21 protein-coding genes and 2 riboswitches are annotated in these 24,474 nt (G+C 63.3%); of the genes, 14 read left to right on the top strand and 7 right to left on the bottom strand.

Going from position 1 to position 24,474, the window contains the following annotated elements:
• Window positions 1-8 precede the first annotated feature (8 nt).
• A complete protein-coding gene (locus tag GMST_RS13835) occupies window positions 9-803 on the top strand; it encodes an MlaA family lipoprotein (RefSeq protein WP_183355269.1) in 795 nt (264 codons plus the stop codon).
• A gap of 58 nt (window positions 804-861) precedes the next feature.
• Here GMST_RS13835 and GMST_RS13830 read toward each other — a convergent pair whose 3' ends face one another.
• Both GMST_RS13830 and treZ read right to left on the bottom strand, forming a co-directional pair.
• Window positions 862-2,919, bottom strand: a complete 2,058-nt coding sequence (locus GMST_RS13830) for an amylo-alpha-1,6-glucosidase (RefSeq protein ID WP_183355268.1) — start codon at window positions 2,917-2,919, stop codon at window positions 862-864.
• Window positions 2,916-4,802 (bottom strand): malto-oligosyltrehalose trehalohydrolase, encoded by a 1,887-nt coding sequence (treZ, locus tag GMST_RS13825; RefSeq protein ID WP_183355267.1) that lies wholly within the window; start codon window positions 4,800-4,802, stop codon window positions 2,916-2,918. The genes GMST_RS13830 and treZ overlap by 4 nt, the downstream gene beginning before the upstream one ends.
• Window positions 4,803-5,091: 289 nt before the next feature.
• On the opposite strand from treZ, the gene GMST_RS13820 reads away from it, so the two are divergent.
• The 6 genes from GMST_RS13820 (at window position 5,092) to GMST_RS13795 (ending at window position 10,279) form a co-directional block, all read left to right on the top strand.
• Window positions 5,092-5,958, top strand: a complete 867-nt coding sequence (locus GMST_RS13820) for an ABC transporter substrate-binding protein (protein ID WP_183355266.1) — start codon at window positions 5,092-5,094, stop codon at window positions 5,956-5,958.
• Window positions 5,959-6,657, top strand: a complete 699-nt coding sequence (locus GMST_RS13815; protein WP_183355265.1) for an ABC transporter permease — start codon at window positions 5,959-5,961, stop codon at window positions 6,655-6,657. It abuts the gene before it with no gap.
• Window positions 6,654-7,748, top strand: coding sequence for an ABC transporter ATP-binding protein (locus GMST_RS13810; protein ID WP_183355264.1), 1,095 nt, complete (start codon window positions 6,654-6,656; stop codon window positions 7,746-7,748). The genes GMST_RS13815 and GMST_RS13810 overlap by 4 nt, the downstream gene beginning before the upstream one ends.
• Before the next feature lie 392 nt (window positions 7,749-8,140).
• A complete protein-coding gene (locus GMST_RS13805) occupies window positions 8,141-9,067 on the top strand; it encodes an OmpA family protein (RefSeq protein ID WP_246399620.1) in 927 nt (308 codons plus the stop codon).
• A gap of 25 nt (window positions 9,068-9,092) precedes the next feature.
• The gene (gene mscL / locus GMST_RS13800; protein WP_183355262.1) at window positions 9,093-9,500 is read left to right on the top strand and encodes a large conductance mechanosensitive channel protein MscL; all 408 of its coding nucleotides are present in this window, start codon (window positions 9,093-9,095) and stop codon (window positions 9,498-9,500) included.
• A 200-nt stretch (window positions 9,501-9,700) separates the two neighbouring features.
• Window positions 9,701-9,776: riboswitch (cyclic di-GMP riboswitch) on the top strand.
• 65 nt (window positions 9,777-9,841) lie between these two features.
• Window positions 9,842-10,279 carry a fibronectin type III domain-containing protein gene (locus GMST_RS13795; RefSeq protein ID WP_183355261.1) on the top strand — a complete coding sequence of 146 codons (438 nt, stop codon included), beginning with the start codon at window positions 9,842-9,844 and terminating at the stop codon, window positions 10,277-10,279.
• Between the two features lie 30 nt (window positions 10,280-10,309).
• On the opposite strand, the gene GMST_RS13790 is transcribed toward GMST_RS13795, so the two are convergent.
• Complete coding sequence (locus GMST_RS13790) at window positions 10,310-10,741, bottom strand: bacteriohemerythrin (protein ID WP_183355260.1); 432 nt, start codon at window positions 10,739-10,741, stop codon at window positions 10,310-10,312.
• 107 nt (window positions 10,742-10,848) lie between these two features.
• Window positions 10,849-10,925, bottom strand: a riboswitch (cyclic di-GMP riboswitch).
• Window positions 10,926-11,023: 98 nt separating this feature from the next.
• Window positions 11,024-11,530: a chemotaxis protein CheX gene (locus GMST_RS13785; RefSeq protein WP_183355259.1), complete on the bottom strand. Its 507-nt coding sequence runs from the start codon at window positions 11,528-11,530 to the stop codon at window positions 11,024-11,026.
• Window positions 11,531-12,083: 553 nt separating this feature from the next.
• On the opposite strand from GMST_RS13785, the gene GMST_RS22065 reads away from it, so the two are divergent.
• The 3 genes from GMST_RS22065 to GMST_RS13770 are packed head-to-tail and all read left to right on the top strand — an operon-like array spanning window position 12,084 to window position 16,389.
• Window positions 12,084-13,865, top strand: a complete 1,782-nt coding sequence (locus GMST_RS22065; RefSeq protein WP_198424559.1) for a sensor histidine kinase — start codon at window positions 12,084-12,086, stop codon at window positions 13,863-13,865.
• The gene (locus tag GMST_RS13775) at window positions 13,862-14,320 is read left to right on the top strand and encodes a response regulator (protein ID WP_183355258.1); all 459 of its coding nucleotides are present in this window, start codon (window positions 13,862-13,864) and stop codon (window positions 14,318-14,320) included. The genes GMST_RS22065 and GMST_RS13775 overlap by 4 nt, the downstream gene beginning before the upstream one ends.
• Entirely contained in the window at window positions 14,317-16,389 is a 2,073-nt protein-coding gene (locus GMST_RS13770; RefSeq protein WP_183355257.1) for a response regulator, read from the top strand. Before GMST_RS13775 ends, GMST_RS13770 begins: the two co-directional genes overlap by 4 nt.
• A gap of 185 nt (window positions 16,390-16,574) precedes the next feature.
• Here GMST_RS13770 and GMST_RS13765 read toward each other — a convergent pair whose 3' ends face one another.
• A complete protein-coding gene (locus tag GMST_RS13765) occupies window positions 16,575-17,954 on the bottom strand; it encodes a sigma-54-dependent transcriptional regulator (protein ID WP_183355256.1) in 1,380 nt (459 codons plus the stop codon).
• A 135-nt stretch (window positions 17,955-18,089) separates the two neighbouring features.
• On the opposite strand from GMST_RS13765, the gene GMST_RS13760 reads away from it, so the two are divergent.
• Together GMST_RS13760 and GMST_RS13755 are read left to right on the top strand one after the other, a co-directional pair.
• Window positions 18,090-18,899, top strand: a complete 810-nt coding sequence (locus tag GMST_RS13760) for a slipin family protein (RefSeq protein ID WP_183355255.1) — start codon at window positions 18,090-18,092, stop codon at window positions 18,897-18,899.
• A gap of 127 nt (window positions 18,900-19,026) precedes the next feature.
• On the top strand, window positions 19,027-19,545 hold the full coding sequence (locus GMST_RS13755; protein WP_183355254.1) for a ferritin: 519 nt from the start codon (window positions 19,027-19,029) through the stop codon (window positions 19,543-19,545).
• A 162-nt stretch (window positions 19,546-19,707) separates the two neighbouring features.
• Here the strand turns inward: GMST_RS13755 and GMST_RS13750 are convergent, their stop codons facing one another.
• Entirely contained in the window at window positions 19,708-20,751 is a 1,044-nt protein-coding gene (locus tag GMST_RS13750; RefSeq protein WP_183355253.1) for a peptidylprolyl isomerase, read from the bottom strand.
• Window positions 20,752-20,941: 190 nt separating this feature from the next.
• Here GMST_RS13750 and GMST_RS13745 point away from each other — a divergent pair, with 190 nt between their 5' ends.
• A complete protein-coding gene (locus tag GMST_RS13745) occupies window positions 20,942-21,178 on the top strand; it encodes a YtxH domain-containing protein (protein WP_183355252.1) in 237 nt (78 codons plus the stop codon).
• Here GMST_RS13745 and ptsP read toward each other — a convergent pair.
• Window positions 21,175-23,520, bottom strand: a complete 2,346-nt coding sequence (ptsP, locus tag GMST_RS13740) for a phosphoenolpyruvate--protein phosphotransferase (RefSeq protein ID WP_183355251.1) — start codon at window positions 23,518-23,520, stop codon at window positions 21,175-21,177. The two genes, GMST_RS13745 and ptsP, sit on opposite strands and share 4 nt — an antisense overlap.
• 153 nt (window positions 23,521-23,673) lie before the next feature.
• Between ptsP and GMST_RS13735 the strand changes: the two genes are divergently transcribed.
• The gene (locus GMST_RS13735) at window positions 23,674-24,471 is read left to right on the top strand and encodes a tetratricopeptide repeat protein (RefSeq protein WP_183355250.1); all 798 of its coding nucleotides are present in this window, start codon (window positions 23,674-23,676) and stop codon (window positions 24,469-24,471) included.
• Window positions 24,472-24,474: the final 3 nt, after the last annotated feature.

Here is a 24,474-nt window from a genome sequence, read left to right as displayed (position 1 = left end):
GGGGCCTCGTGAGAATCATCAGAATAAAGTGCAGGGCGATCCTGATCGCCTGCGTCGTAGCGACGCTCACCGCATGTGCCGGCTCCGGGGCCAACATCCGCAGCGAAATCCCTCCGCGCCACAGCATCTCGGAGCTGAGGGACGAACCGTTCGCCGTGGTGTACGACCCCTGGGAAGGTTTCAACCGGCACATGTACAAGTTCGATTTCTACTTCGACAAGTACCTGTTCCTTCCCGCGGTGCGCGGCTACGAATTCGTCACCCCGGTGTTCCTGCAGGACCGCATCTCCAACTTCTACAACAACCTCGCCGAGGTCCGCAATTTCACCAACAACGTCTTCCAGCTCAAGGGGAAAGAGTCCGCCAAGACCCTGGGGCGCTTCCTGACCAACAGCACCATCGGTTTGGGCGGCCTGTTCGATCCCGCCAGCAAGCTCGGTCTCGAGCGGAGCTACCAGGACTTCGGGAAGACTCTCGGCTACTGGGGTGTCGATTCGGGGCCGTACCTGGTGCTCCCCATCTTCGGTCCTTCGTCGGTCCGCGACACCGGCGGGCTCATGGTGGACAGCGGCATCACCTACGGGATCTACACCCTGGTCGACCCGTTCAGGGGGGCGGACAACGAGTTCGCCATTACCGCGGGGCTCGAGACCTTGAACGCCATCGACACCAGGCACCAGCAGAGTTTCCGCTATTACGAGAGCGGGTTCCCCTTCGAGTACTATATGGTCAGGTTCATCTACCACGAGAAGCGGGAGATCGAATCGGGGAAGGCCGGAAAGGATAAAGCGAACCAGCAGTAGGTGGGAGAGGGTGAACGAACGAGGGGATGGCCAACGCCATCCCCTTTTTATTTGTGCCTTATGAACCGGAGGTTTCCGGCTCGGACTTAAGCCAGCAGCGCAACAGCTCGGCCACGCTCCAGGCCTGGGCCACACAGCCGCGCGGGGTGTGCGGTTCGTCGGCGTCGGAGATCTCCCCGATGGTGCCGATGCACTGCTCGTCGAGCTGGGTCGCCAGGCTCTGCAGGTAGCCGCGCGCCACCCGGTGCTGATCGGGGTGCAGTTTGAGCCAGGCGTCCACGAAGGGGCCGATCAGCCAGGGCCAAACCGTCCCCTGGTGGTAGGCTGCGTCCCGGGCCAAAAGGTCGCCGTGGTAGCTGGTCTTGTAGTCTGGATGTCCCGGGGCTAAGGTGCGCATTCCGAAGGGGGTTAAAAGTCGCTGGCGCGCCGTTTCCAGCACCGGTTCCCAGCGCTCCGGCGCCAGCACGGGGTAGGGGAGGGCGATGGCGAATAGCTGGTTGGGGCGGCAGGAGGGGTCGTCGCCGGACTCGCCGTCCACCACGTCGTAGAGGTAGCCCCCCTCCTGGTACCAAAAGCGCCTGTTGAAGGAGGCACGCGTTTGCTCCGCCTGGCGTTCCAGGCGCTCGGCAGCACCCTGGTCCCCCTCGTCGGCGAGCCACTTGGCCAGAAGCCTGAGCGCGTTGTACCAAAGCGCGTTGATCTCCACCGCCTTGCCGCGCCTGGGGGTCACCACCCAGTCGCCCACCTTGGCATCCATCCAGGTGAGCTGGTAGCCGGGTGCCCCCTGGCGCAGCAGCCCGTCCTCCCGGTCCACCCCGATCCCGAAAGCGGTCCCGGCGAGGTGGCGCTCCACGATCTCGCGCATCTGCGGCAGCATGAGGCGCAAGGTGGTGCGGTCCCCGGTGTAGTCCAGGTAGCGCCCCAGGGCGTGGAAGAACCAGAGCGTCGCGTCGGCGGTATGGTAGAGCCCTTCGTTGTGCCCCTCGGGGAAGAGGTTGGGGATCAGCCCGTCTTTCACGTACTGGGCGAAGGTGCGCAGGATCCAGCCGGCCTCGGTGTGCCGACCGGTGACCAGGGTGAGCCCCTCCAAGGAGATCATGGTGTCGCGCCCCCAGTCGGTGAACCAGTGGTAGCCGGCGATCACGGTGCGGATCTCGTCGCCCCTGGCATGGGCCCTGACCCGGTCCTCGTAACGCCCCGCCGGGGTGATGATGAACTGGTTCGCAGCCAGCACGAGCTCCGCGGGGATTCCCTTTCGCATCGGCGGGGCGGCGGCCGCAACCATCATGGCACGCCGCTCCCGCTCCATGGCGAGGGCCTCGGCCGGCGGCAGGGCGCGGATGGTCTCCCAGCTCTCGGTGGAGGCGCTCAAGGAGGCGTCGGCACCCTCGACGAGGTCGACGGCGAAATAGCCCGGGCTCCAGAGGCTCCCGAGGTCTTCGTAGCCGCGGGCGTGCTCCACGGCATAGAAGATGTTGGATACCGTCTTCTCCTCGAGGGTGAAGGTGCCCCGGCCGCCGGAAATCACCAGGCGCAGGTGCGGCTGGTTCGCGCCGGCGGAGACCTGGTAACGGTTTTCCAGGGCCGAGAAGAGGTAGGGCTCATCCTGCGTCTGGTTGACCGGGGCGTCGTGGGGCCGGAACTGGAGGGAGGGCTGCAGCTTCAGGCGCAGCCGTGCGGCGCCGGAGATGAGCCGGTAGATGAGGTGCACCGTGTTCTGATTGTGCACCAGTACCAGGCGCTTCTCGATGAGGGCGCCGTGCATCTGGTAGCGCCAGACCGGGAGACCGTCCTCCAGGCGGAACCCGACCAGGTACTCGAGCCCCTTGAAGTCGAGCGCCCCGCCCTCCTTCTGGTCCCCCCCGAAATGGGTGGTGCGCCCGTCCTCGAAACGGACCACCTCGGTGAGCCGGTTCAAAACCAGGGTGCGCCCGAGCGGCGAGGGGAGGGCCGCCACCAGGAGTCCGTGGTAGCGACGGGTCAGGGCGCCGCACGCCGTGCCCGAGGCGTACCCGCCCAGGCCGTTGGTCACCAGCCACTCGCGCTCCAGAAGTTGCCGGGTCCGGGTCGACTCGTCGGGTGCTTCGATCGCCACTTCGCGGGTCACCGTGATCATGACTCATCTCCTTCGGGGACCGGTTGGAACACCACCGCGGCGTTCCCCTGCACCCGCCAGAAACGCTCGGTCTCCAGGTGCGCGGGGGTTCCGGACCCGCCGTATTCGACCTTCTCGCTGGACCAAAGAGGCTCCCAGCTGCACCCAAGCGGAGGGGCCAGGAGCGGTTCGGGCATGGGAGCTAAGTGCATCTCACGCCCCAGGTTGATGAGGATGAGGCGCTGCTGGTCGTCCAGGAAGTAGCGCAAAAGGAAGCCGAACTGCCCGAGCACCGCTCCTTCGATCCGGCAGAGGTACCCCGTACTGAAGACCGGGTCCTCCCGGCGCAGCCGGATCAGGTCCCGGTACAGGCTGTACACCTTGAAGTGCCGCTCGCGCTGCGAGAGGTCCAGCCGGGACTGCACGAAGGTGTCGAGCTCGTAGGGCTTGTCGATGGTGCTGATCACCTCGGGCGAGTCGATGTTGGTGAACTGCTTCAGAAACACGATGCGCCCCGTGTGGACCTGGCGCGAGGTCTCCGGGTTCAGATCCGAGAAGTAGAGAAAGGGGCTCGAGGAGGAAAACTCCTGCCCCTGGAAGATCATCGGGGTCTGGGGGGCGAGCATCAAGAGGGTGGTGATCGCCCTGAGCGAGGCGGGGTTGGTGAGCTTGTGCAGCCGGATCCCCCAGGCGGAGTTGCCGATCTGGTCGTGGTTCTGGGTGTAGTTGATGAAGCAGCTCGGGCTGATGCCGACCGTCGGGGTGCCGCGCCGCTTCCCCTGCCAGAAGAAGCGCTGCCCCTGGTAGAGATATCCCCACTTCGCCGTGGAGACCAGTTCCTGGGGGGAGCCGTAGTACTCCGAGTAGTAGGCGTCGTGGTAGCCGGTGAGGGCCACGTGGGCGCAGTGGTGGAAGTCGTCGTTCCAGACCGCGTCCATGCCGAAACCGCCCTCCTCCTTGGGGCGCAGGCAGGCGGTTTCCTGGCTCTCGTTCTCCGCGACCAGCAAGACCGCACGGCCGCCGGCAGCCTGGCGCACCTTTTCGGTGATCGTGCCGAGGATGTGCACCGGCGACTCGTCCTTGATTGCGTGCGTGGCATCGAAACGCAGCCCGTCCAGGTGGAACTCTTCGATCCAGTAGACGGCGTTGCTGGCGAAGAACTCGCGCACCGGCTGGCAGTTCTCGGAGTCGAAGTTGATGGCCCGCCCCCATTCGTTGGACTTCGGGCCGTAGTAATAGCTCGAGAAGCGCTCAAGGTAGTTCCCCTCGGGGCCGAAATGGTTGTAGACCACGTCGAGCAAGACCCCGAGCCCCAGCGCATGGGCCCGGTCCACGAAGCGGCGGAAATCGTCGGGCTCGCCGTAGAGCCGGCACGGCGCGAAATGGTTCACCCCGTCGTAACCCCAGCCGAACCTCCCGGGAAAATCGGCCACCGGCATCACCTCGACCGCCGTGATCCCCAGCTCGACCAGGGCCGGGAGCTGCTCGGCTGCGGCACTCCAGGTCCCCTGCTTGGTGTAGGTACCGATGTGCATCTCGTAGATCACCTGCCCCTCGCGCACGATGCCGCGCCACTCCTGGTCGGTCCACTCGAACTTCGGATCGACCACCCGCGAAGGACCGTGGGGGCCGTCGGGCTGGTAGCGCGAGGCGGGATCCGGAAAGGCTTCGCGGTCGTCGATGCGGTAGCGGTACAAGGAACCTGCCGCAGCCTTGGGACAGAGACCCGAGAAGTAGCCGTTACCCTCTTTGGCCAGCTCGCAGGCGAACTCGTAGGGATCCTCCTCCCCTTCGTTGTGGATGACCGCCTCTACCTTCTGGTGGTCGGGAGCCCAGACCCGGAAATTCACCCCCCCCTGCACCGGTTCGGCCCCGATGGGTAGTCTTCGTTGCGGCTCTGTCATGGGTGATCCCTCCTGTGTCTTAATTGGACCGATCTAAGATATCATACTCTGCCCTGTTTTAAACTGAACCGGGCGGAATGGGCAGACGCGGGAAAACAGCTAGTTATTCGCCGCGGCTTTTCTACTGCGGGGAGTTTCGTGTAAGAGTGCGGCTGGCGCGGCAGGGCCCGCTCCACCCCGCGCACTTTTTCGACCACTCGCTGTAACGTCTGTGATATAACGAGTGGCTGCATACCCGGAGCCCGAGCCGATCGGGCCATCATTTCCCCTGTAGTGAGGAGGACCTACCATGAACCGTTTTGCAAAACTGGCGACCGGCCTTGTGACCTGCCTGATGCTGTCAGTTCTGGCGATAGCGCCGGCTGGCGCCGCACCGGCACAGAAGAACCTGATCCTTGCCACCACCACCAGCACCCAGGATTCCGGCCTTTTGGACGTACTGGTCCCGATGTTCGAGAAACAGACCGGCTACTTCGTGAAGACCATCTCGGTCGGCTCGGGGCAGGCGATGAAGATGGGCGAGAAGGGGGAGGCCGACGTCCTCTTGGTGCACTCTCCGGAGGCCGAGAAGACCTTCATGGCACAGGGGTTCGGCGTGAACCGCAGGCTCGTCATGCACAACGACTTCCTGATCCTGGGACCGGCCAGCGACCCCGCCAAGATCCGCGGTTCGAAAAGCGCCGCTGAGGCGCTCAAGAAAATCGCCCACTCCGGCGCACTCTTTCTCTCCCGCGGCGACAACTCCGGCACCCACGCCAAGGAGAAGGGGCTCTGGAAAGCGGCCAGCATCGCCCCCGAGGGGCAGAAGTGGTTCCAGCAGACCGGCCTCGGGATGGGTGAGACCCTCAATGTCGCCGCCGAGAAGCACGGCTACCTCCTCGCCGACCGCGGCACCTACCTGGCACTCAACAAGAAGCGCCACCTGGGGCTCGAGATCCTGGTCGCCGGCGAGCCCAAGCTGCTCAACATCTATCACGTGATCGAGGTGAACCCGGCCAAGTGGCCCAAGGTGAACCATGCCGGCGCCAAGGCGTTCGGCGACTTCATGGTGGCCCCCGCGACCCAGGGGATCGTCGGGAGCTTCGGCACCAAGGAGTTCGGCTCGCCGCTCTTCTTCCCCGATGCCGGCAAGAAACCGGAGTCGCTGGGGCTCTAGATGGATCTGATTCTCGACGGCATACTCCAGGCCTTCCGGCTCCTGTTCACCCTGGACCGGGAGGTCTTGGGGATCGCCTGGCTTTCGCTCAAGGTGTCCGGCCTCGCCACGCTGATAAGCCTCGTGCTCGGCATCGGGCTGGGCACCGTGATCGCCCTCACCAGCTTTCCCGGGCGCAAGGTCCTGGTGAGCCTGGTCAATACCGGGATGGGGCTCCCCCCCGTGGTGGTGGGACTCTTCGTCTCCATCCTGCTCTGGCGTAACGGCCCCCTGGGGTTCCTGGAACTCCTCTACACCCCGAGCGCCATCATCATCGCCCAGTCGGTGATCGCCACCCCCATCGTCATGGGGATCACTATCGCGGCCATGCAGAACCTCCCGGCGAACCTGAGGCTGCAGATCCTCGCCCTGGGCGCCACGCGCACCCAGCTGGTCTTCATGCTGATCAAGGAGGCCAGGCTGCCGCTCATGGCGGGGGTGATGGCCGGGTTCGGCGGGGTGATCTCCGAGGTGGGGGCCTCGATCATGGTCGGGGGGAACGTCAAGGGGTACACCCGGGTGCTCACCACGGCGACCGTGATGGAGACCGGGCGCGGCAACTTCGACATCGCCATCGCGCTTTCGGTGATCCTTTTGCTCTTCTGTTTTCTGATCAACTACCTCTTGACCCTGATCCAGCACCGGGAGAGACCTCGATGACCACGCCGGCAAAGGTACTGGAGCTCTCCGGGCTCACCGTGCAGCGCGGCGGCGCCGCCATCCTCGAGATCCCGGCGTTCTCGCTCAACGAGCACGACTTCGTCTCCCTGATCGGTCCCAACGGGGCGGGCAAGACCACCTTGCTGCTCGCCATCATGGGGCTCATCCAGGCCGGAGGCGGCTTTTCCCTGAGCTACCGCGGCAGCGCGGTCGACTCCGCCGCGGCGCAGCTCGCCTTCAGGCGCAGGATCGCCATGGTGCTGCAGGAGCCGCTTTTGTTCGACACCACGGTCTACGAGAACGTGGCGAGCGGGCTGAAGATCCGCGGGGTAGGGGGGAGGGAGCTCAAAGAGCGGGTCTACGCCTACCTCGAGCGCTTCAAGCTGGTCGAGATGGCGAAACGCTCGGCGCGCAAGCTTTCCGGAGGCGAGGCGCGGCGGGTGAGCCTCGCGCGTGCCTTCGCGGTCGAACCTGAACTGATCTTCTTCGACGAGCCGTTCGCGAACCTCGATCCGCCGACCCGGCAGGCGCTCACCGAGGACATGGACCGGGTGATCCGGGAGCGGGGAATCGCGGCGATCCTGGTTACCCACGACCAGTCCGAGGCGCTCAGGCTCTCGAACCGGGTGGTGGTGCTGCACGCGGGCTCGATCGTGCAGGACGGCACCCCGGCGGCGGTCATGAACGCGCCGGTCAACGAGTTCGTCGCGAACTTCGTCGGCATGGAGACCATCCTCGAGGCGGTGGTGCTGGCGAACCACGAGCAGCAGATGACCCTCAAGGTGGGGGATCACGAACTCGACGCCATCGGCGAGCAGCAACCGGGCGAGGAGGCCTACTGCTGCATCCGCCCGGAAAACGTGACCGTGAGCATCGACCCGCCGTACTCGACCAGCGCGCGCAACGTCTTCAAGGCCCGCATCGTGGAGACCGCCCCCTTCGGCCCGCTTTTGCGCCTCAGGCTCGACTGCGGTTTCCCGCTCACCTCGTACGTGACGCGCGAGTCCTTCGCAAAGCTCGGGCTTATTCAGGGGGGGACGGTCTTCGCCTCCTTCAAGGCGAGCTCCGTGCACCCCATCACGAAACGGTAGGGGCCGCCTTCCTTGGCGGCCCCCCGACCCGGTGCCGGGCGCCGTCGCCTCCTTGGGCCTGCGCAGTCATAGCCATCCCTCAGCTCCGGCACTGCTTTGACCAGGCGGTTTCTCTCGAGAAACCGTTTTTTTGTGCGTGAAGCCCGCTGACGGTAACGTGCCTCGTGGACGCGGTATTAGTGCCGGCATATTAACCAGCCAGTCTTTCACCTAAAACTGGCTGAAATCACAAGAAAAACTTGACTAGGGAATTTCTAATAGTATGGTATTGGGGCTGTTATTGTTGGTTTTAATGTCATAGGAGGAAAAACATGTCTCACACAGGAAAAGTATTGTCGGTAATGCTCTTAGGGGTGTCTGCGATTTCTCTGGGCGGTTGTGCGAGCTACGAGATGAACACGCACCGTGGCAACGTCCCCGGTCTTATGATCAGGCAGGAACTGCAGCAGGCCGATCGCGCCTTGGACGCGGCCCGCCAGGCCGGCAAGGATCAAAGCTGCCCCGCCGAGTTCAAGGCCGCCGAGGCTGCCCGTGACAAGGCCTACGACGTCTTCAGGGCCTGCCACACCGAAGAGGGTGTGGCCCTCGCCAACGAGGCGACCGCCAAGGCACAGGCGCTCTGCCCGCCCCAGGCCGCCAAGGTCGTCCCGCCGCCGGTCGCGCCCCCCGCACCGAAACCGGCCCCCGTGGCACCGGCCCCCGCGCCGGCACCGACCGACGCCCTGAGCATCACTCCGGCCAGCATCGTAAAGGGAGAGTCGGCGACGCTCGCCTGGAACTCCCAGAACGCCACCCGCTGCCAGATCCTTCCCGGTATCGGTGCGGTTGAGACCAGCGGCTCGCTGCAGATCACCCCTGCGGAAGCGACCCGTTACGAACTGAGCTGCAGCGGCGCAGGCGGCAGCGCCGTCAGCACGGCGAATGTCGCCGTAACACAGCCCGCCCCGGTCGTGGTGGCTCCTCCCCCGAAACTGTGCAGCCCGACGGTCGTCGACGTGCAGTTCGACACCAACAAGTCGGACGTCAAACCGAAATACCACGACGAACTGAAGAAGCTGGCCGACTTCCTGGCCGAGTTTCCGAAGGCGCACGGCGTCATCGAGGGGCATACCGACAGCGTGGGTGACAAGGCGAGCAACATGAAGCTTTCCCAGCGCCGTGCCGACAGCGTGCGCAGCTACCTGATCAAGAACTTCGGCGTCGCGCCGGAGCGCCTGCAGGCCAAGGGGTACGGCCCCACCAAGCCCCGCGCCACCAACAAGACCGCCGAAGGTAAGGCGCAGAACCGGCGCATCGAAGCCAATTTCATCTGCGAATAGCTTCGCAGGGTAGGGAGGGTAGCTCATGCTGCAGGAGTTCAAGACATTCCTCACCAAGTCCAACGCGCTGGCGCTCGCGGTCGGCGTCATCATCGGCGCGGCCACCGGCAAGGTCGTCTCCGGGGTCGTCGACGATCTGCTCATGCCGGTCATCGGAATCCTGCTCCCGGCCGGAGACTGGCGCGACGCCAAGCTGGTGTTGCGCACCGTGGTCGATGCCAAGGGGAAGGTCTCCGAGAGCGCCATCGCCTACGGGCACCTTCTGGGGACGTTCATCGACTTCGTCCTGATCGCCTTCGTGGTGTTCATGGTCACCAAGGCGCTGCTCAAACCGGCGGCGCCGCCCCCTCCGACCAAGAACTGCCCCGAGTGCCTCGAGGGGATCCCACTCGAGGCGCGCCGGTGCAAGGCCTGCGGTTCTCAGCAGCCTTGAGCTGCCCATTTAACTGAATACCGTTTTCGATTGCTGACATAACTGCGCCTGATTGATGAACTTTCTGTCAATCAGGCGCAGTTTTTTTGTCGCTATTGGATCAACCTTGTCCTTTTTTGCAATTTCCTTTCCGGTGACGGCCGTCACTGACTGAACTGCACATATAGGGTACTTTACCCAAAAATTGCCGGGCCATAGATAGACGACAATACTAAACCATCTGCGAGGATGGGACGGAAAGCCCACGGGTCTCACCGAGACAGCCGGGTCGCCGAGTTATCTGAACGATACTCCGACCCGGCTTTTTTGCGTGCTACACCAATCGTGTAAAGGAGGTTGCAATGGTGAAAAGGAGAATGGTGCTGGCCGGCACCGTACTGGTCCTGGCGCTTGCCTGTCAGGGGTGCGGCGGGAGCGGGAGCGGGGGAGCTGCGGCGGGCGGTTCGGGGGAGGCTACGACCTCGATAACGGGCGGTACTTCTAACGGTTCCGGTGCTGTCAACGCCCCGGGCGACACTGCACCGGGGGCAGGGGGCTCGGCCGTGCAAAGCGGCGCTGCCAAACTCTCCTGGGACCCGCCTCAAGAGGGTGCGGCAGGTTTCAAAGTCTACTACGGCAGCGCATCGGGGTCCTACGGCAGCGTGCTCGATGTCGGAATGGTGCAGGGGTACACCGTGAGCGGACTGGCGCCGGGGACCTACTACTTCTCGGTTACCACCTACGATGCTACCGGGTACGAGAGTCCCCGCTCCAACGAGGTAACCAAGACGATCAACTAGAGACCGATTCGGCGCCCGGGGGCGGGGCGGTCAGCGTGGCGGCAGGGTCGGTTTCTTGAGGCGCTTTTGGATCTTGCGCACCTCGAGGAACTGGGCCAGTTCGGCGTCGGTCTCGCGCAAGTGGTGGGTGACCCAGTTGCACAAAAACCAGAGCAGTTCGATCGAGGTCCCCTCGCTGTTGGTGTAGTTCGCCTTGAACCCCTCGATCCTGCAGCTGAACCCCTCGTGCTCGGTCAGGTGCTCGCTCAACTGCGGGTAGCAGCTCTCGCGCATCAGCTGTTCCTCGAGGCTGAAGATCCGCTCGGCGTGACCGATCAACTGGTCGATCACCGGCATGCCGATCCTCGAACCGGCACGGAACTCGTCGTAGGTATCGTTGAGCAGTTGCACCAGCTGCTTGTGGTGCTGGTCGATTTCGCCAATGCCGAGCATAAAACCTGCATTCCATTCAATAATAGGCATGCGACCTCTCCGGTGGTGCGAATTTGACAACAACTCGAGAGTTTGCGTTGGGTCCCGGCGGGGTGAAAAGGCACAAAAAAAGCCGGGTCGCCAATATCTGATGATATTTCGGCGACCCGGCTGTCTCGGTGAGACCCTGTAGGCTTTCCGTCCCATCCTCGCGGATGGTTTAGTATTGTCGTGTATCTGTGTTGTTCCAGATTATGTGCAGGAACGATAGCGCAAGCAAGTGGCTATGTCAATGCAACTTTTACGTAGTACATTTTCTCTCACAGCGGATACTCAGTTCCAGGCCTCCAGGTGTACGGTAACAAGGATGTGCTCCAGTCCCGCCTCGAAAAGCAGTGCCAAGAGGCCGTCGTCGCTTTCGGGGGGGCGGAACTGCTCGTTGCGGTCGATCACCGTGGGCGGCATGAGGCGCACCTCGTGGCCGTCGTTGACGAAATGGTGCTTGAAGGATCCCCCGACCATGTTGGCGATCTCGCCGAGGGCGTCGGTCACGTCGGCGTCCACCTCCGCAACCTCCATCCCCAGCATCTGTCCCGCAATGTCCATCGCGGCCCTCGGGGTGGCATGGAAACCGACAACGCCTTGGTAACTCCCGCTCAGAAGGATCATCGCGCTGACGCACCCTTTGAATCGTGCATCGGCCAGGGAGAGCGAATCGCACAGGGGGATCTCCATGCCGACCATCGTGGTGAAGATCTCCCGCACATCTTCCGCCAGAAGGCTTAACAGCTCGGTCTGGGTGGTATTTAGCTGAGCGAGGACCTCTTGATTGATTGCCATCAGTACTCCTTCCGCTGCCCTATGCAAAGACGCTGACAGTTCTTTCTTACTTATACATCGGTCGAACCTCCCCGTTCTAAAGAGAAAAGTTGTTGCGGCCGGCGTGAAGAAGAAGGATGTGCCCTGTCCGAAGGAACTGCTTTGCTGTTTCTTTTTTACTGATGATGCTCGAAGAAACTACTAATAAAACGTTTTCTCCACTCAATGATGCCTCGCGTACACAAAACAGTTCTTGAAATGCACGGAACTAACCAGTACTATCCTCCGGTTCACCGCCCTAAAACCCTGCTTTTGTCAGTACCTGCGAGGAGAGGGGGCAGGCAGGTTTTGCTCCTGTCTGGCCCGCACCAAGCGCTCGAGAGAACCTGGCACCGCGCAGTACGACAAGGTACCGAATTTTCTGGCGCGGCTCTTTATCTGCTCGGAGAACCTGCCGATAAGCTACAGCAGGGATGAAAAAGGTGGCCCCCGGTGCGACCCGCACGGCCGGACCTCGTGCCCCACGGTCTTCCGATCCGGGCCGCGAGTGCCGGACCCATTAACAGAGCGCGACATGACCCCTGTGCCCGGTATCAAAAGATCGTCGACGATTCGCTACCAGCTCGCCTGTCTGGTCCTGGCAGCCGTGCTGCCGGTCTGGCTGGTTTCCGGCCTGCTGGTCTACCACGCCTACACGGACAAACGCGACGAGGTGAGCCGCACCATGCAGGAGACGGCGCGCTCGCTCGCCATGGTGGTGGACCGGGACCTCTCTTCCGTCCAGTCCGCCCTGGTAGCCCTCTCCACCTCTCCCAGCTTCGACACCGGCGATTTTCACGCCGTCCATCTCCAGGTAAAAGAACTGCTCCAGGCCTTTCCCGGGGCCGACATCATCGTCGCCGACGCGACCGGCCAGCAGCTGGTGAACTCGGCACGCCCCTACGGGAGCCAGCTTCCCCGCCGCAACAACCCGGAGACGGTGCGCCGCATCTTCCAGGAGGGGAAGCCGATCATAAGCGACCTCTTCTTCGGTGCCCTCACCAAGCGCCCCCTGGTGAGCATCGACGTGCCGGTGGTCGATCACGGCAAGGTGGTCTACGATCTCGCCATGACCTTCCCCTCGGACCGGCTGGGTGCGGTACTGCGCCAGCAGGCGCTCCCCGCCGACTGGTATTCGGTGGTCCTGGACAGCAACAACGTCGTGGTGGCCCGCTCGCGCAGCCCGGAGCGCTTCGTCGGCAAGCGCGCCAACCTCCTGCACCAGAAACTGAGCCACCTCAAGGAGGGGAGGGCGGAATACGTCAACGTGGAGGGGCAAAAGGCCATGGTCAGCTTCTGCCGCTCCACCTTCTCGCGCTGGAACGTGGTGGTGGGGGTGCCGAAATCGGTGGTGATGGATGCCATCTACCAGTGGACCGGCTGGGCCGTCGCCGGTTCCACCCTGATCTCGCTCTTCGGCATCGTGCTCGCCCTCGGGTTCGCGCGCCGCATCACCCAAGGGATCCAGGCCCTGGTAGCCCCCGCGCTCGCCATCGGCCGCGGCGAGCTCGTCACCCACTTCGACACCTTCGGGGTCCGGGAGAGCGAGGCGGTAGCCCAGGCCCTGGTGCAGGCCTCGGACCTGTTGCAGGAGCGTCAGGCAGAACTCACCCGCTCGCTTGGCGAACTGGAGCGTTCCAACCGCGAGCTGGAGCAGTTCGCCTACGTGGCCTCCCACGACCTGCAGGAGCCGCTCAGGATGGTCTCGAGCTACACACAGCTTTTGGCCCAGCGCTACCATGGCGAGCTGGACGAGAAGGCGCACAAGTTCATCGATTACGCCGTGGACGGCGCGGTGCGCATGCAACGCCTCATCAACGACCTCTTGGCCTACTCCCGGGTCAGCACCCGCGGCAAGGATTTCGAGCTGAGCGATGCGCAGACGGCACTCAGCGAGGCGCTCTACAACCTTAAGGCGGCCATCGATGAGAGCGGGGCCGAGATCCACTGCGAGCTGCTCCCCCAGGTCCCTGCGGATCAGACCCAGCTGGTCCAGCTGTTCCAGAACCTGGTGGGCAACGCTCTCAAGTTCCGCGGCAGCGAGGCCCCCCGTATCGAGGTGGCGGCGCGCGACCTGGGGGACGACTGGCGCTTTGCGGTGCGCGACAACGGCATCGGGGTCGAGGCCCAGTACGCCGAAAAGGTCTTCGTCATCTTCCAGAGGCTGCACTCGCGCCAGGAGTACCCCGGCACCGGGATCGGTCTCGCCATCTGCAAGCGGATCGTGGAGCGCCACGGCGGCCGGATCTGGTTCAAATCGGAGCCGGGCCGGGGCTCCACCTTCTACTTCACCCTGCCGAAACGGGAGGCTCTATGACGCCCAACCATCTGGTCAAGCCGATCACCATCCTGCTCGTCGAAGATAACCCCGGGGACGCCGACCTGGCGCGCGAGGCGCTGGACAGCGGCAAGCTCTCCAACAACCTCCACGTGGTTGACGACGGCGAGAAGGCCATGGCCTTTTTGCGGCGCGGGCCCGGGTACGAGAACGCGCCGCGCCCCGACCTGGTCCTGCTCGACCTGAACCTGCCGCGCAAGGACGGCCGCGAAGTGCTCTCCGAGATCAAATCGGACCCGGAGCTCAGGAGCATCCCCGTGGTGATCCTCACCACCTCGCAGGCCGAGGAGGATGTCTACCGCTCCTACAACCTGCACGCCAACTGCTACATAACCAAGCCGATCGATCTGAACCAGTTCCTGCACGTGGTGCGCTCGATCGAGAACTTCTGGCTGAGCATCGTGGTGCTGCCGCCCAACGGGGACAGACGATGAGCGAATCGCTGCGGGTGCTTTTGGTCGAGGACAACCCGGGGGACGCGGACCTCTTGCTGTTCCAGTTGCCCGAGCACGGGACCACGCGGTGGGAGGTGGTCTGCGTGGGGCGGCTCTGCGAGGCGCTCGACCGGGTGAGCCGCGAGTACTTCGACATCGTGCTCCTCGACCTGGGTCTTCCCGACAGCACCGGCATGGAGACCTTCCGCGCCATGCGCTTTCAGGCGGCCAAACTCCCCATCATCGTGCTGACCGGCAACCAGGACGAGCGGACCGGCCTCGAGGCGATCCGCGAGGGGGCGCAGGATTACCTGGTAAAAGGGGAGGTGGGGAGCGAGCTTTTGCTGCGCGCGGTGCGCTACGCCATCGAGCGCGGCCGCACCGAGAACGCGCTGCTCGAGCTCAACAACAACCTCGAGGAGCGCATCGCCGAACGCACCGTCGAACTCACCAACGCCAACGAGGCCCTCAGGGTGGAGATCGCCGAGCGCCAGCGGGCCGAGGACGCCATGCGGCGCATCAAGGAGCAGTGGGAGCGCACCTTCGCCAGCGTCCCCGACCTCATCGCGATTCTGGACCACCAGCACCGGGTGCTGAGGGTGAACGACGCCATGGCCCGACGTTTGGGGCGCACCCCGGAGGACTGCGTGGGGCTCCCCTGTCACGAGGTGGTGCACGGCTCCACGCTCCCCCCCGAGAGCTGTCCGCACAACCAGAGCCTGGAAGACGGCCTGAGCCACACGGGGGAGTTTCACCTGGAACAGTTCGGCGGGGACTTCCTGGTGACCACCACCCCGCTTTTGGACGAAAACGGCGAGCACATCGGCTCGGTGCACATCGCCCATGACATCACCGAGCGCAAGATCTTCGAGCAGGGGCTCAGGGAGGCCAAGGAGGTCGCCGAGACCGCCGCCCGGACCAAGAGCCAGTTCCTGGCCAACATGAGCCACGAGCTGCGCACCCCGATGACCGGGGTGCTCGGCATGTTGGACCTGGCGCTCTCCGGCCAGCTCAACGCCGAGCAGCGCAGCTACATCGAGACGGCACACAGCTCGGCGCGCGCCCTGGTGCGCATCCTCAACGACATCCTCGATCTCACCAAGATCGAGATGGGGAAACTCACCCTGGAAGAAAAGCCCTTCTGCATGCTCACCTGCGTGGAGAACACTTTCAACCTGCTGCTTCCCGTGGCCCGCAACAAGGGGCTCAAGCTGGAGTTCTCGGTGGACGACGCGGTCCCGGGGCTGCTCGTCGGGGACCAGACCCGGCTGAACCAGGTGCTCACCAACCTGGTGGGCAACGCCGTGAAGTTCACCGAGCGGGGCCGGGTGGGGCTGCGGGTCTCCGTGGGGGCCAGGCGCGCGGACGGCAGGCAGGAGATCCGGTTCGTGGTCAGCGACACCGGTATCGGCATCCCGAGCAGCAAGGAGGATCTGCTTTTCCAGGTGTTCAGCCAGGTCGACGAGTCGCACTCGCGCAGGTACGGCGGGACCGGGCTGGGGCTTGCCATCAGCAAGGAGATCGTGGAGCGGATGGGGGGGACCATCTCCTTTACCAGCGTGGAAGGGGAGGGGAGCACCTTCACCTGCCGGGTGCCGTTTCATGAGGCGCCCCGGGGCGAAGGACCGCTGGTCGTGGCCGCTTCGGCGGCTGCCGCGCTGCCGACCGAACCTGCGGCTGGCAAGCCGAGGCTGCTGGTTGCCGAGGACGACCAGGTGATCCGCCAGGTCCTGGTGGCGATGCTGGAGCGCTCGGGGTACCAGGTGGTCTTTGCGGAGAACGGGGAGAGGGCCGTGGAGTTGTGGGAGGCCGAACCTTACCAGCTTATCCTGATGGACGTGCAGATGCCGCGGTTAAACGGTTTCGAGGCGACCGCTGCCATTCGGGCGCGGGAGCGTGAGCGCGGCGGCCACATCCCGATCGTCGCGATGACCGCCCACGCACTGAAGGAGGACGAGACCCGCTGCCTGCAGGCGGGGATGGATGCCTACCTCTCCAAGCCGATCGATTTCAGGGAGTGCCTGCAGCTCATCGGTGCCACCCTGAAGGGGTGCTCCCAGAACCTCTGATTCCCGCTCTTGGGCAGGAACAGCAAAAGGGGGCTTCCTTGCGGAAGCCCCCTTTGTTTTAGTGTGCCGATTTCTGCAGTGAGCCGTGTTGTCGTTACCCAAAAAAAGGGGACAGGCGCCTTGAGAGCCAGTCCCCTTTCTCGTGGTATCCGAAGCCGGCGGTGAGAAGCAGCCGCCGCGGCCGGTTACAGCGGCATACCCAGCCGGCGCATCTTCTCCACCAAGGTGGTGCGGTTGATGCTCAGCATGAGGGCGGCGCGCGCCTTGACGCCGCCGGAGAGCTGCAGCGCTTCGCTGATCATCTTCTTCTCGATGTCGTTGATGGCCTGCACCATGTCGATCCCCTGGGGGGTGACGCTGGTCGGGGAACCGGCACGCTCCAGGTATGCCTTCACGATGTTGCCGGGGAGGTCGCGCAGCGTGATGGTGTCCCCTTCGGTGAGGGCCACCACGCGCTCCATGATGTTCTCCAGCTCGCGCACGTTGCCGTTCCAGGGGTAGGCCTCGAGCGCCTCGAGCGCCTCTTTTTCGAGGTGCATGATGGGGCGCTGCATGGCGCGGCAGTTCTTCTCCAGGAAGTGGCGGGTGAGCGGCAGGATGTCCTCGATCCGCTCGCGCAAGGGGGGGAGCAAGAGCGGAATGACGTTGAGGCGGTAGTAGAGATCCTCGCGGAAGTTACCTCGCTTCACCTCCTCCTCGAGGTTCACGTTGGTCGCCGAGACGACCCGGACGTCCAGCTTGATCTGGCGGTTCGAGCCGACCCGCTCGATCTCCTGCTCCTGCAAGACGCGCAAGAGCTTGGTCTGCAGGTGCATGGGGAGGGTGCCGATCTCGTCCAGGAAGATGGTCCCCAGGTGGGCGGCCTCGAATTTCCCGACCTTCTCCTTGATGGCGCCGGTGAAGGCCCCCTTCACGTGCCCGAAGAGTTCGCTCTCCAGGAGGTTTTCGGGGATTGCCGAGCAGTTGACGGCGATGAAGGGGCGGTCCTTGCGGTTGCCGTTGAAGTGGATCGCCTTCGCCACCAGCTCCTTGCCGGTCCCCGACTCGCCCAGGATGAGCACCGTGGAATCGGTCTTGATGATCCGCTTCATCCGGGAGAAGAGCGCCTGCATGGCCTGGGAGTTCCCGATGATGTTGGAGAACTCGTACTTGTCGAGCAGCTGCTTCTTTAAGTAGACGTTCTCGCTTAAAAGCTGCCCCTTCTCGACGGCCTTGTCGATGATGATGCGCAGCTCGTCGAAGTTGAGCGGCTTGGTGATGTAGTCGTAGGCCCCTTCCTTCATCGCCTTCACGGCGGTCTCGGCGGAGGCGTGACCGGTGATCAGGATGACCTCGGTGCGCGGCGAGTCGAGCTTCACCTGGGTGAGGATTTCGATACCGCTCATGTCGGGGAGAAACAGGTCGCAGATGACGATGTCGAAGCGCTCGCCGGTCAGAAGGTGCAGCCCTTCCTTGCCGCTCGAGCTCTCGGTCATGGCAAAGCCGCTCCCTTTCAAAAGGGCCATCAGGGCATCGCGGCTGCCCGGGTCGTCTTCTATGAGGAGGATTTTGGTGGCTGTTTTCATATCAGGCGGTCCTATTGTTAGATTTTGTTGATAACATGTATGCGCTGTTTTGGCAAGGTATCAAATTGACGGCGGCGGCTTTGCGTGTATACTTGTCCGGGCTCAGAAACTGGCAGCTGTATCGAGGAGGCCATCATGCTGGACATATTCGGGCTGTTTCCCTTTCTGGTCCTCGCCGGCCTGTTGATCCTGCTGCTTGCCAACGCGATCCGGGTGCTCCCGGAATACGAGCGCGGCGTTTTGTTCCGGCTCGGGCGGGTCAAGTCGGTGCGCGGTCCGGGGCTCATCTTCATCATTCCGGGTATCGACCGGCTGGTCCGGGTGTCGCTGCGCATCGTCGCCATGGACGTCCCGTCGCAGGACGTGATCACCCACGACAACGTGACCGTCAAGGTCTCCGCGGTGATCTACTTCAGGGTGGTCGACGCGGTGCGGGCCGTCGTTGAGGTGGAGAACTTCCTCTACGCGACCAGCCAGCTCTCCCAGACCACGCTGCGCAGCGTGCTCGGCCAGGTCGACCTGGACGAACTTTTGGCCAACCGCGAAAAGATCAACCTTGAGCTGCAGGAGATCCTCGACCGGCAGACCGAACCCTGGGGCGTAAAGGTGACCCTGGTCGAGGTGAAGAACATCGACCTGCCGCAGGAGATGCAGCGGGCCATCGCGCGCCAGGCCGAGGCCGAGCGCGAAAGGCGCGCCAAGGTGATCCACGCCGAGGGCGAGTTGCAGGCCTCGGAAAAGCTCGCCCAGGCTGCGCAGGTCATGGCGGCGGAGCCGATGTCCCTGCAGCTGCGCTATCTGCAGACCCTCACCGAAATCGCCGCCGAGAAGAACTCGACCACCATCTTTCCGGTGCCGATCGACATGATCAAGATGTTCCTGGAAGGGGACCTCCCTCGGAAGCAGGGCCCCGACAGGAAGCCGTCTGCCACGGAGCAGGTCTAAGACGATACGCGCACTACCCGGAAGTGCCGGCAGTCTACGAAGAAGAGCTTAGAACGTAGAACGTAGAACGTAGAACGGTTTTCAGATCCGTGCCTGCAGTCATGCAATCACAAGGGGGAATATCACGATGCTAACCAAGAAGCTCAAGGATGCACTGAACAAGCAGTTGAACAATGAAATCTATTCCGCCTACCTGTACCTTTCCATGTCCTCCTATGCAGGCTCGCTCGGTCTCAAGGGGGCTGCCAACTGGTTCATGGTGCAGTACCAGGAGGAGATGGTTCACGCCATGAAGTTCTTCAACTTCATCAACAGCCGTGGCGAGCATGTCGAACTGGGAGCCATCGCTGCGCCTCCGGCCGAGTTCAAGAACCTCTTGGACATGATGGAGAAGACGCTCACCCACGAGCTGTTCATCACCTCTTCGATCAACGAGCTCACCGACCTGGCGCTGACCGAGAAGGACCACGCCAGCTACATCTTCCTGCAGTGGTTCGTAACCGAGCAGATCGAGGAGGAGGAGAACGATCGCGACCTGATCGGCAAGCTGAAGCTGGTCGGCGACAACGGTCAGGGGCTCCTCATGCTGGATGCCGAGATGGCGACGCGGGTCTTCGTGCCGCCTCCTGCCAACGGCGCCGCCTAGACGGCCGCTTCAGTATCGAAAGACCAACAAGAAAAGGGCCCGGTTGCGACCGGGCCCTTTTCCTTTGGTGCTTTAGTTTGTGATGCAGCCGCCGCAAACTCAAGCGGCACGCCCTATCTGCCGATGAGTTCCGGCAAGGGGAGGGGGTGCCGCAAGCGCTCCTTAGAGTTTCTCGACCTTCCCGGACTGCTTCAGCTTGGTGACCAGGTCGACCACGCTCTTCTGGGTCTTTTCACGCTTGAGGAACTCGGTGATCTTCTCCTTCACCGACTCGAAGCTCTCCTTGCCGCCCTCCTGCTTCTCCGTGAGCTTGATGATGTGGTAGCCGAACTGGGTCTCGACCACCTCGCTTACCTGTCCGGGCTTCAGGGCGAAGGCAGCCTGCTCGAAGGGGGCTACCATCTGGCCGTGCCCGAAGGTGCCCAGGTCGCCGCCCTGGCTGGCACTCGGGCAGCTCGATTCGGCCTTGGCGATGGCCGCGAAGTCCTCGCCGGCGTTGATCCGCTTGAGCAGCGCCTCCGCCTTCTCCTTGGCCTTCTTGCGATCCTCGGCGGAAGCCTTGTCGTCGACCCCGATCAGGATATGACTGGCCCGTGCGCTCTCCTGCTTGGTGAAGTACTTATCCAGGTTCTCGTCGTAGAACTTCTTGGCGTCCGCGTCGCTTATGGTGAGCTTGGCGGCGTACTCGGTATCGATGAAGCTGCTGATCAGGATGTCTTTACGGGTGAAATCCTTCATGTCGTTCATCGACATGTCCACGCTGGAGAGGGCCTTCTGGAATTCTGCGTCCGTCGAGAACTTGGCACGGTTAGCGGCGATCTTGCCGTCGACCAGCTTGTCGATGTCCTTGACCGGGTGCTTGGAGGCTTCCTGGAACAGGAGCTCCGCCGCGATCAGCTGGTCGAGGGCGACCTCCTGGGCCTGCTTCAACTGCTCGGGCGCAAGCTGGGAGGGATCGATCTGGTTCTGGGCCAGCATGACCCTCACGGCGCGGTCCATTTCCTGCCGGGTGATGGTGCTGCCGTTCACCCGGGCCACGGGATCGCTGGGAGAGGTCTTGGTCTCGGTTTTAGCGGCAGGAGCGGCTGCGACAGCTTTGGCCGGCTCGGCAGCCGGAGCGGGGGCATCCTGGGCAAACGCGGCCGCGGCGGACAGGGATAACAGCAGTGCGGCATAAAGAGGTACAACCGTCTTTCTCAAGGACATGCACGTCTCCTTTAGGGAAATTTTCGGGGATGATAGCACCGATCGAGGGGCAATCAAAGCACAAATGGGCAGGGACCAAGAAACGGCGGGGACAAAAATGATCTGGGGGGTTTTAATGCGAGAAAGAATATGGTAAAGAATACAGCAAACTTTTAGAGCAGATACTCTTCATTATAACAAGGAGTCCCACATGTCGAAAAGATGCGGAAACGAACAGGCTGCAATTTTGGCGTTCATAGCAGGTGCCGCGGTAGCTGCGGGTGCTGCACTGCTCTTCACTCCGAAGACCGGTCGCGAGGTCCGCGAAAAGCTGGGCGAGGCGAAAGAAGACGCGCTCGAGAAGCTCAAGGGGTGCAGCGCCAAGCTGCGCGGCAAGAAGGGCGGCGGCGACTCCATGGGGTACGACGGCGGCGACTGCTGGATCTAGGGTTCCGCGCCGAGCTCCTTTTCCACTCCCTCCAGATATCCCCTGATCCCCTGGGCCGTTTCCAGGGCGAGCACCCGATCTGCGATCCGTCGCGCCCGTGACAGCGGGGTGCGGCGGATCGCTTCCTTCACGCGTGGCAGGCAGGGCGCCGACAGGCTGAAGCTGCGCACCCCCATCCCCATGAGCAGTACCGCATTGATAGGTTCCGCGGCCATCTCGCCGCACAGCGTGGCCGGTATCCCCGCGCCTGCCGCGGCGTCGGCTACCCGCTTGATCGCCTGCAGGACTGCCGGGTGGTAGGGGTCGTACCACTTCCTGACCTTCTGGTTGTTCCGGTCGCAGGCCAGGGTGTACTGGATCAGGTCGTTGGTGCCGATGCTGAAGTAGTCCACCTCCCTGGCCAACTGGTCCGCCACCAGCACCGCAGCCGGCAGCTCCACCATGATCCCCACCTTGACCTCTTCGTCGAACGGCTTGCCATCGCGCCTGAGCTCCTCTTTCACCTCCTCGAGGATCCCCTTGATGGTGCGCACCTCGTCGACACCCGAGATGAGCGGGAACATCAGGTTGCACCTGCCGTGCGGCGAGGCGATGAGTATCCCGGCCAGCTGTTCCCGGAAGATGTCCTGGCGCTCCAGGGAGACCCGGATCGAGCGCCACCCCAGAAACGGGTTGTCCTCCTTGGGGTGCGGGAAGTAGGAGAGCCCCTTGTCCCCTCCGATGTCGAGGGTCCGGATGGTTACCGGCATCCCCGGGAACCCTTCCAGAACCTTCTGGTACACCGAGGCCTGCACCTCCCGGTCCGGGAAGCTGCGGCGGGTCATGAAGGGGAACTCGGTGCGGTACAGGCCGACCCCCTCGGCGCCGTTTAGGTGCGCCACCCGGACGTCGCTTAACAGGCCGATGTTGGCCAAAAGGTTCACCCGGCAGCCGTCGGGGGTCTCGGCGGGGAGCTCGCGGATCCCCTCCAGGGCGCGCTGCTTCTGGTCGTACTCCCCCTGCAGGCGCTGGTACTCTAGTTTCACGCTCTGGTCCGGGTTCAGGTAGACGCACCCCGAGGTGCCGTCCACGATCACGAAGCTGCGCACCCCCACCTGTTTGAGGAGCCCCTCGACGCCGAATACCGCCGGTATCCCGAGGGCGCGGGCCATGATGGCGGCGTGGGCGTTCAGGTTCCCCTTTTCGGTTGCGATGCCGATGACCTTCCCGGGATCCATGGTGGCGAGGTCCGAGGGGAGCAGCTCGCGGGCGATGATGATGCGGTTTTCCGGCAGCTTGTCGGGGCTGCGCTGGTGGCCGTTCAGGGCGTCCACCAGGCGGCGGCCGATGTCCTCCATGTCCGCGGAGCGCTCGCGCAGGTAGGGATCGGCCATCTGCGAGAAGGCCGCGACGTACTGGCCGACCACCTCGCTCACGGCACGCTGGGCTCCGAGCCCCTCGTCGATGAGCGAGCTGATCTTGCCGGCGAAACCGCGGTCCTCGAGGATCATCAGGTGGCTGTGGAAGATGGCGGCATCGGCCTCGGAAAGCATCTCGCTCACCCGCTTCTCGAGGTAGATGGTCTGGATGCGCGCCTTTTCCAGGGCGATCTTGAGGCGCTTGTGCTCCTCGGCGCGGGGCCGGGCACGCTCCACCACCGGTTGGGCGCTGTTGCCGCGGTTCAGGATGGTGACCTTGCCGGCCGAGAAGCCAGGGGCGATGCCGATGCCGCTCAGCATGGCCTGCCGGGTGCTGGCACGTTTCGCCGGGGAGGACTCCTGGGGCGCCCCCGTCTGCTTGAGGCGCTCCACCTCGGCCTCGTAGAAGGCGCGCTCCTCTTCTTTTTTGCGCACCGAGTCGAGGAGCTTTGCGTTGGAGACGATGGAGGAGATCTGCCAGGCGATGGTGGAGAGGGCGCTCACCTCGGCGGGGGTGAAGGTGCGGGCCTCGCGGTTTTGCACGACGATGACGCCGATGGGGTTGTTGCGCTCGAAGAAGGGGACCCCCAAAAAGGAGAGGACCTTCTCCTCTTTGGTCTGGCGGAAGTACTTGTAGCGCGGATGCAGCGGCGCGTTGTCGGTGGCCACCACGCCGCGGGTCTCGACGGCAAGGCCGGTGAGACCCTCGGAGATCTTCATGGTGATGCCGACCGAAAGGCGCGACAGGCCGCGCGTGGCATGCAGTCTCAGTGTTTCCCCGTCTTCTTCCAGAAGGTAGATGGAACAGACGTCGGTGGCCATTCTCTTTGCCACCAGGTTGACTATGTTGGCGAGGGTTTCCTGAAGGTCGTGCGATTGCAGGATGAGTGCACTGATGTCTTCCAGTGTCCTCAATCCCAGTTGCGCACCGGTTTCCTCCGGCATGGGTGCTCCCCTTGTAGTATGATTCTGGCAGTATAGATCACATGGCCGGAATGTGAAGTATTTTAATGTTATTTTAACCGCTAACTGTTGGCAAATACCGCACTTCTCTGTTATAGTGTGCGCCAATGATAATGAGGCAAGGCGGAGGTGGGCATGAAAACGAGTTTTGACGAAACCCTGGCAACTGGTATCGCACAGCTGGAGTCGGGCGAATATGCCAAGGCTGCCGAGATGTTCAGACAGTGCATGGCGCTCGAGCCTGGAAATGCCGAGGGGTACTTCTACCTGGGCGAAGCGCTCTCCGAAATGGGGAAGACCGACGACGCCATCGCCGCACTGAAGAAGGGGCTGGAACTGGCTCCCAACGACCTGGACGGGTTCACTGCGCTGGGGGATGTCTACTTCGAGGCGGGCAAGCACAAGGATGCCCTGGCCTGCTACAGGAAAGTGACCGAGCTCAAGCCCGAGGAGTGCGACGGCTATGTCAGTATGGGGCTGGTCTACAACGCCATGGAGCGCGCCGAGGAGGCGCTTAAGTCTTTCGAGCAGGCCCTGGAGATCGAGCCGAAGAACGTCTTCGCCCTGAACGCGATGGGCGATCTGTACTACGGGCTGGGCGACAACGAGAAGGCGATTGCCGCCTACCAGAAGGGGATCGAGATCGACCCGACCGACGCCACCGCCCGTTTCAACCTGGGCGAGCTCTACTACGACATGGAGGACCTGGAGTCCGCCGAGCGCGAGACCAAGGAGGCGATCCGGCTCGACCCGGATTTCACCATGAGCTACCTCACCCTGGGGAACATCTGCATCGACCAGGAGCGCATGACTGACGCCATCGGCTACTTCGAGCAGTACCTGAAAAAGGAGCGCTCGCCGCAGGCCCAGGAGATGATTGCCGAGGTGAAAGCGGTGATCGAGGGGCTCAGGGAAGAGATGAAGAACCAGTAAGCG

The organism is Geomonas silvestris (genome assembly GCF_014193515.1).
Classification (GTDB): Bacteria; Desulfobacterota; Desulfuromonadia; order Geobacterales; family Geobacteraceae; genus Geomonas; species Geomonas silvestris.
This window is presented reverse-complemented; position numbering and strand designations above follow the sequence as displayed.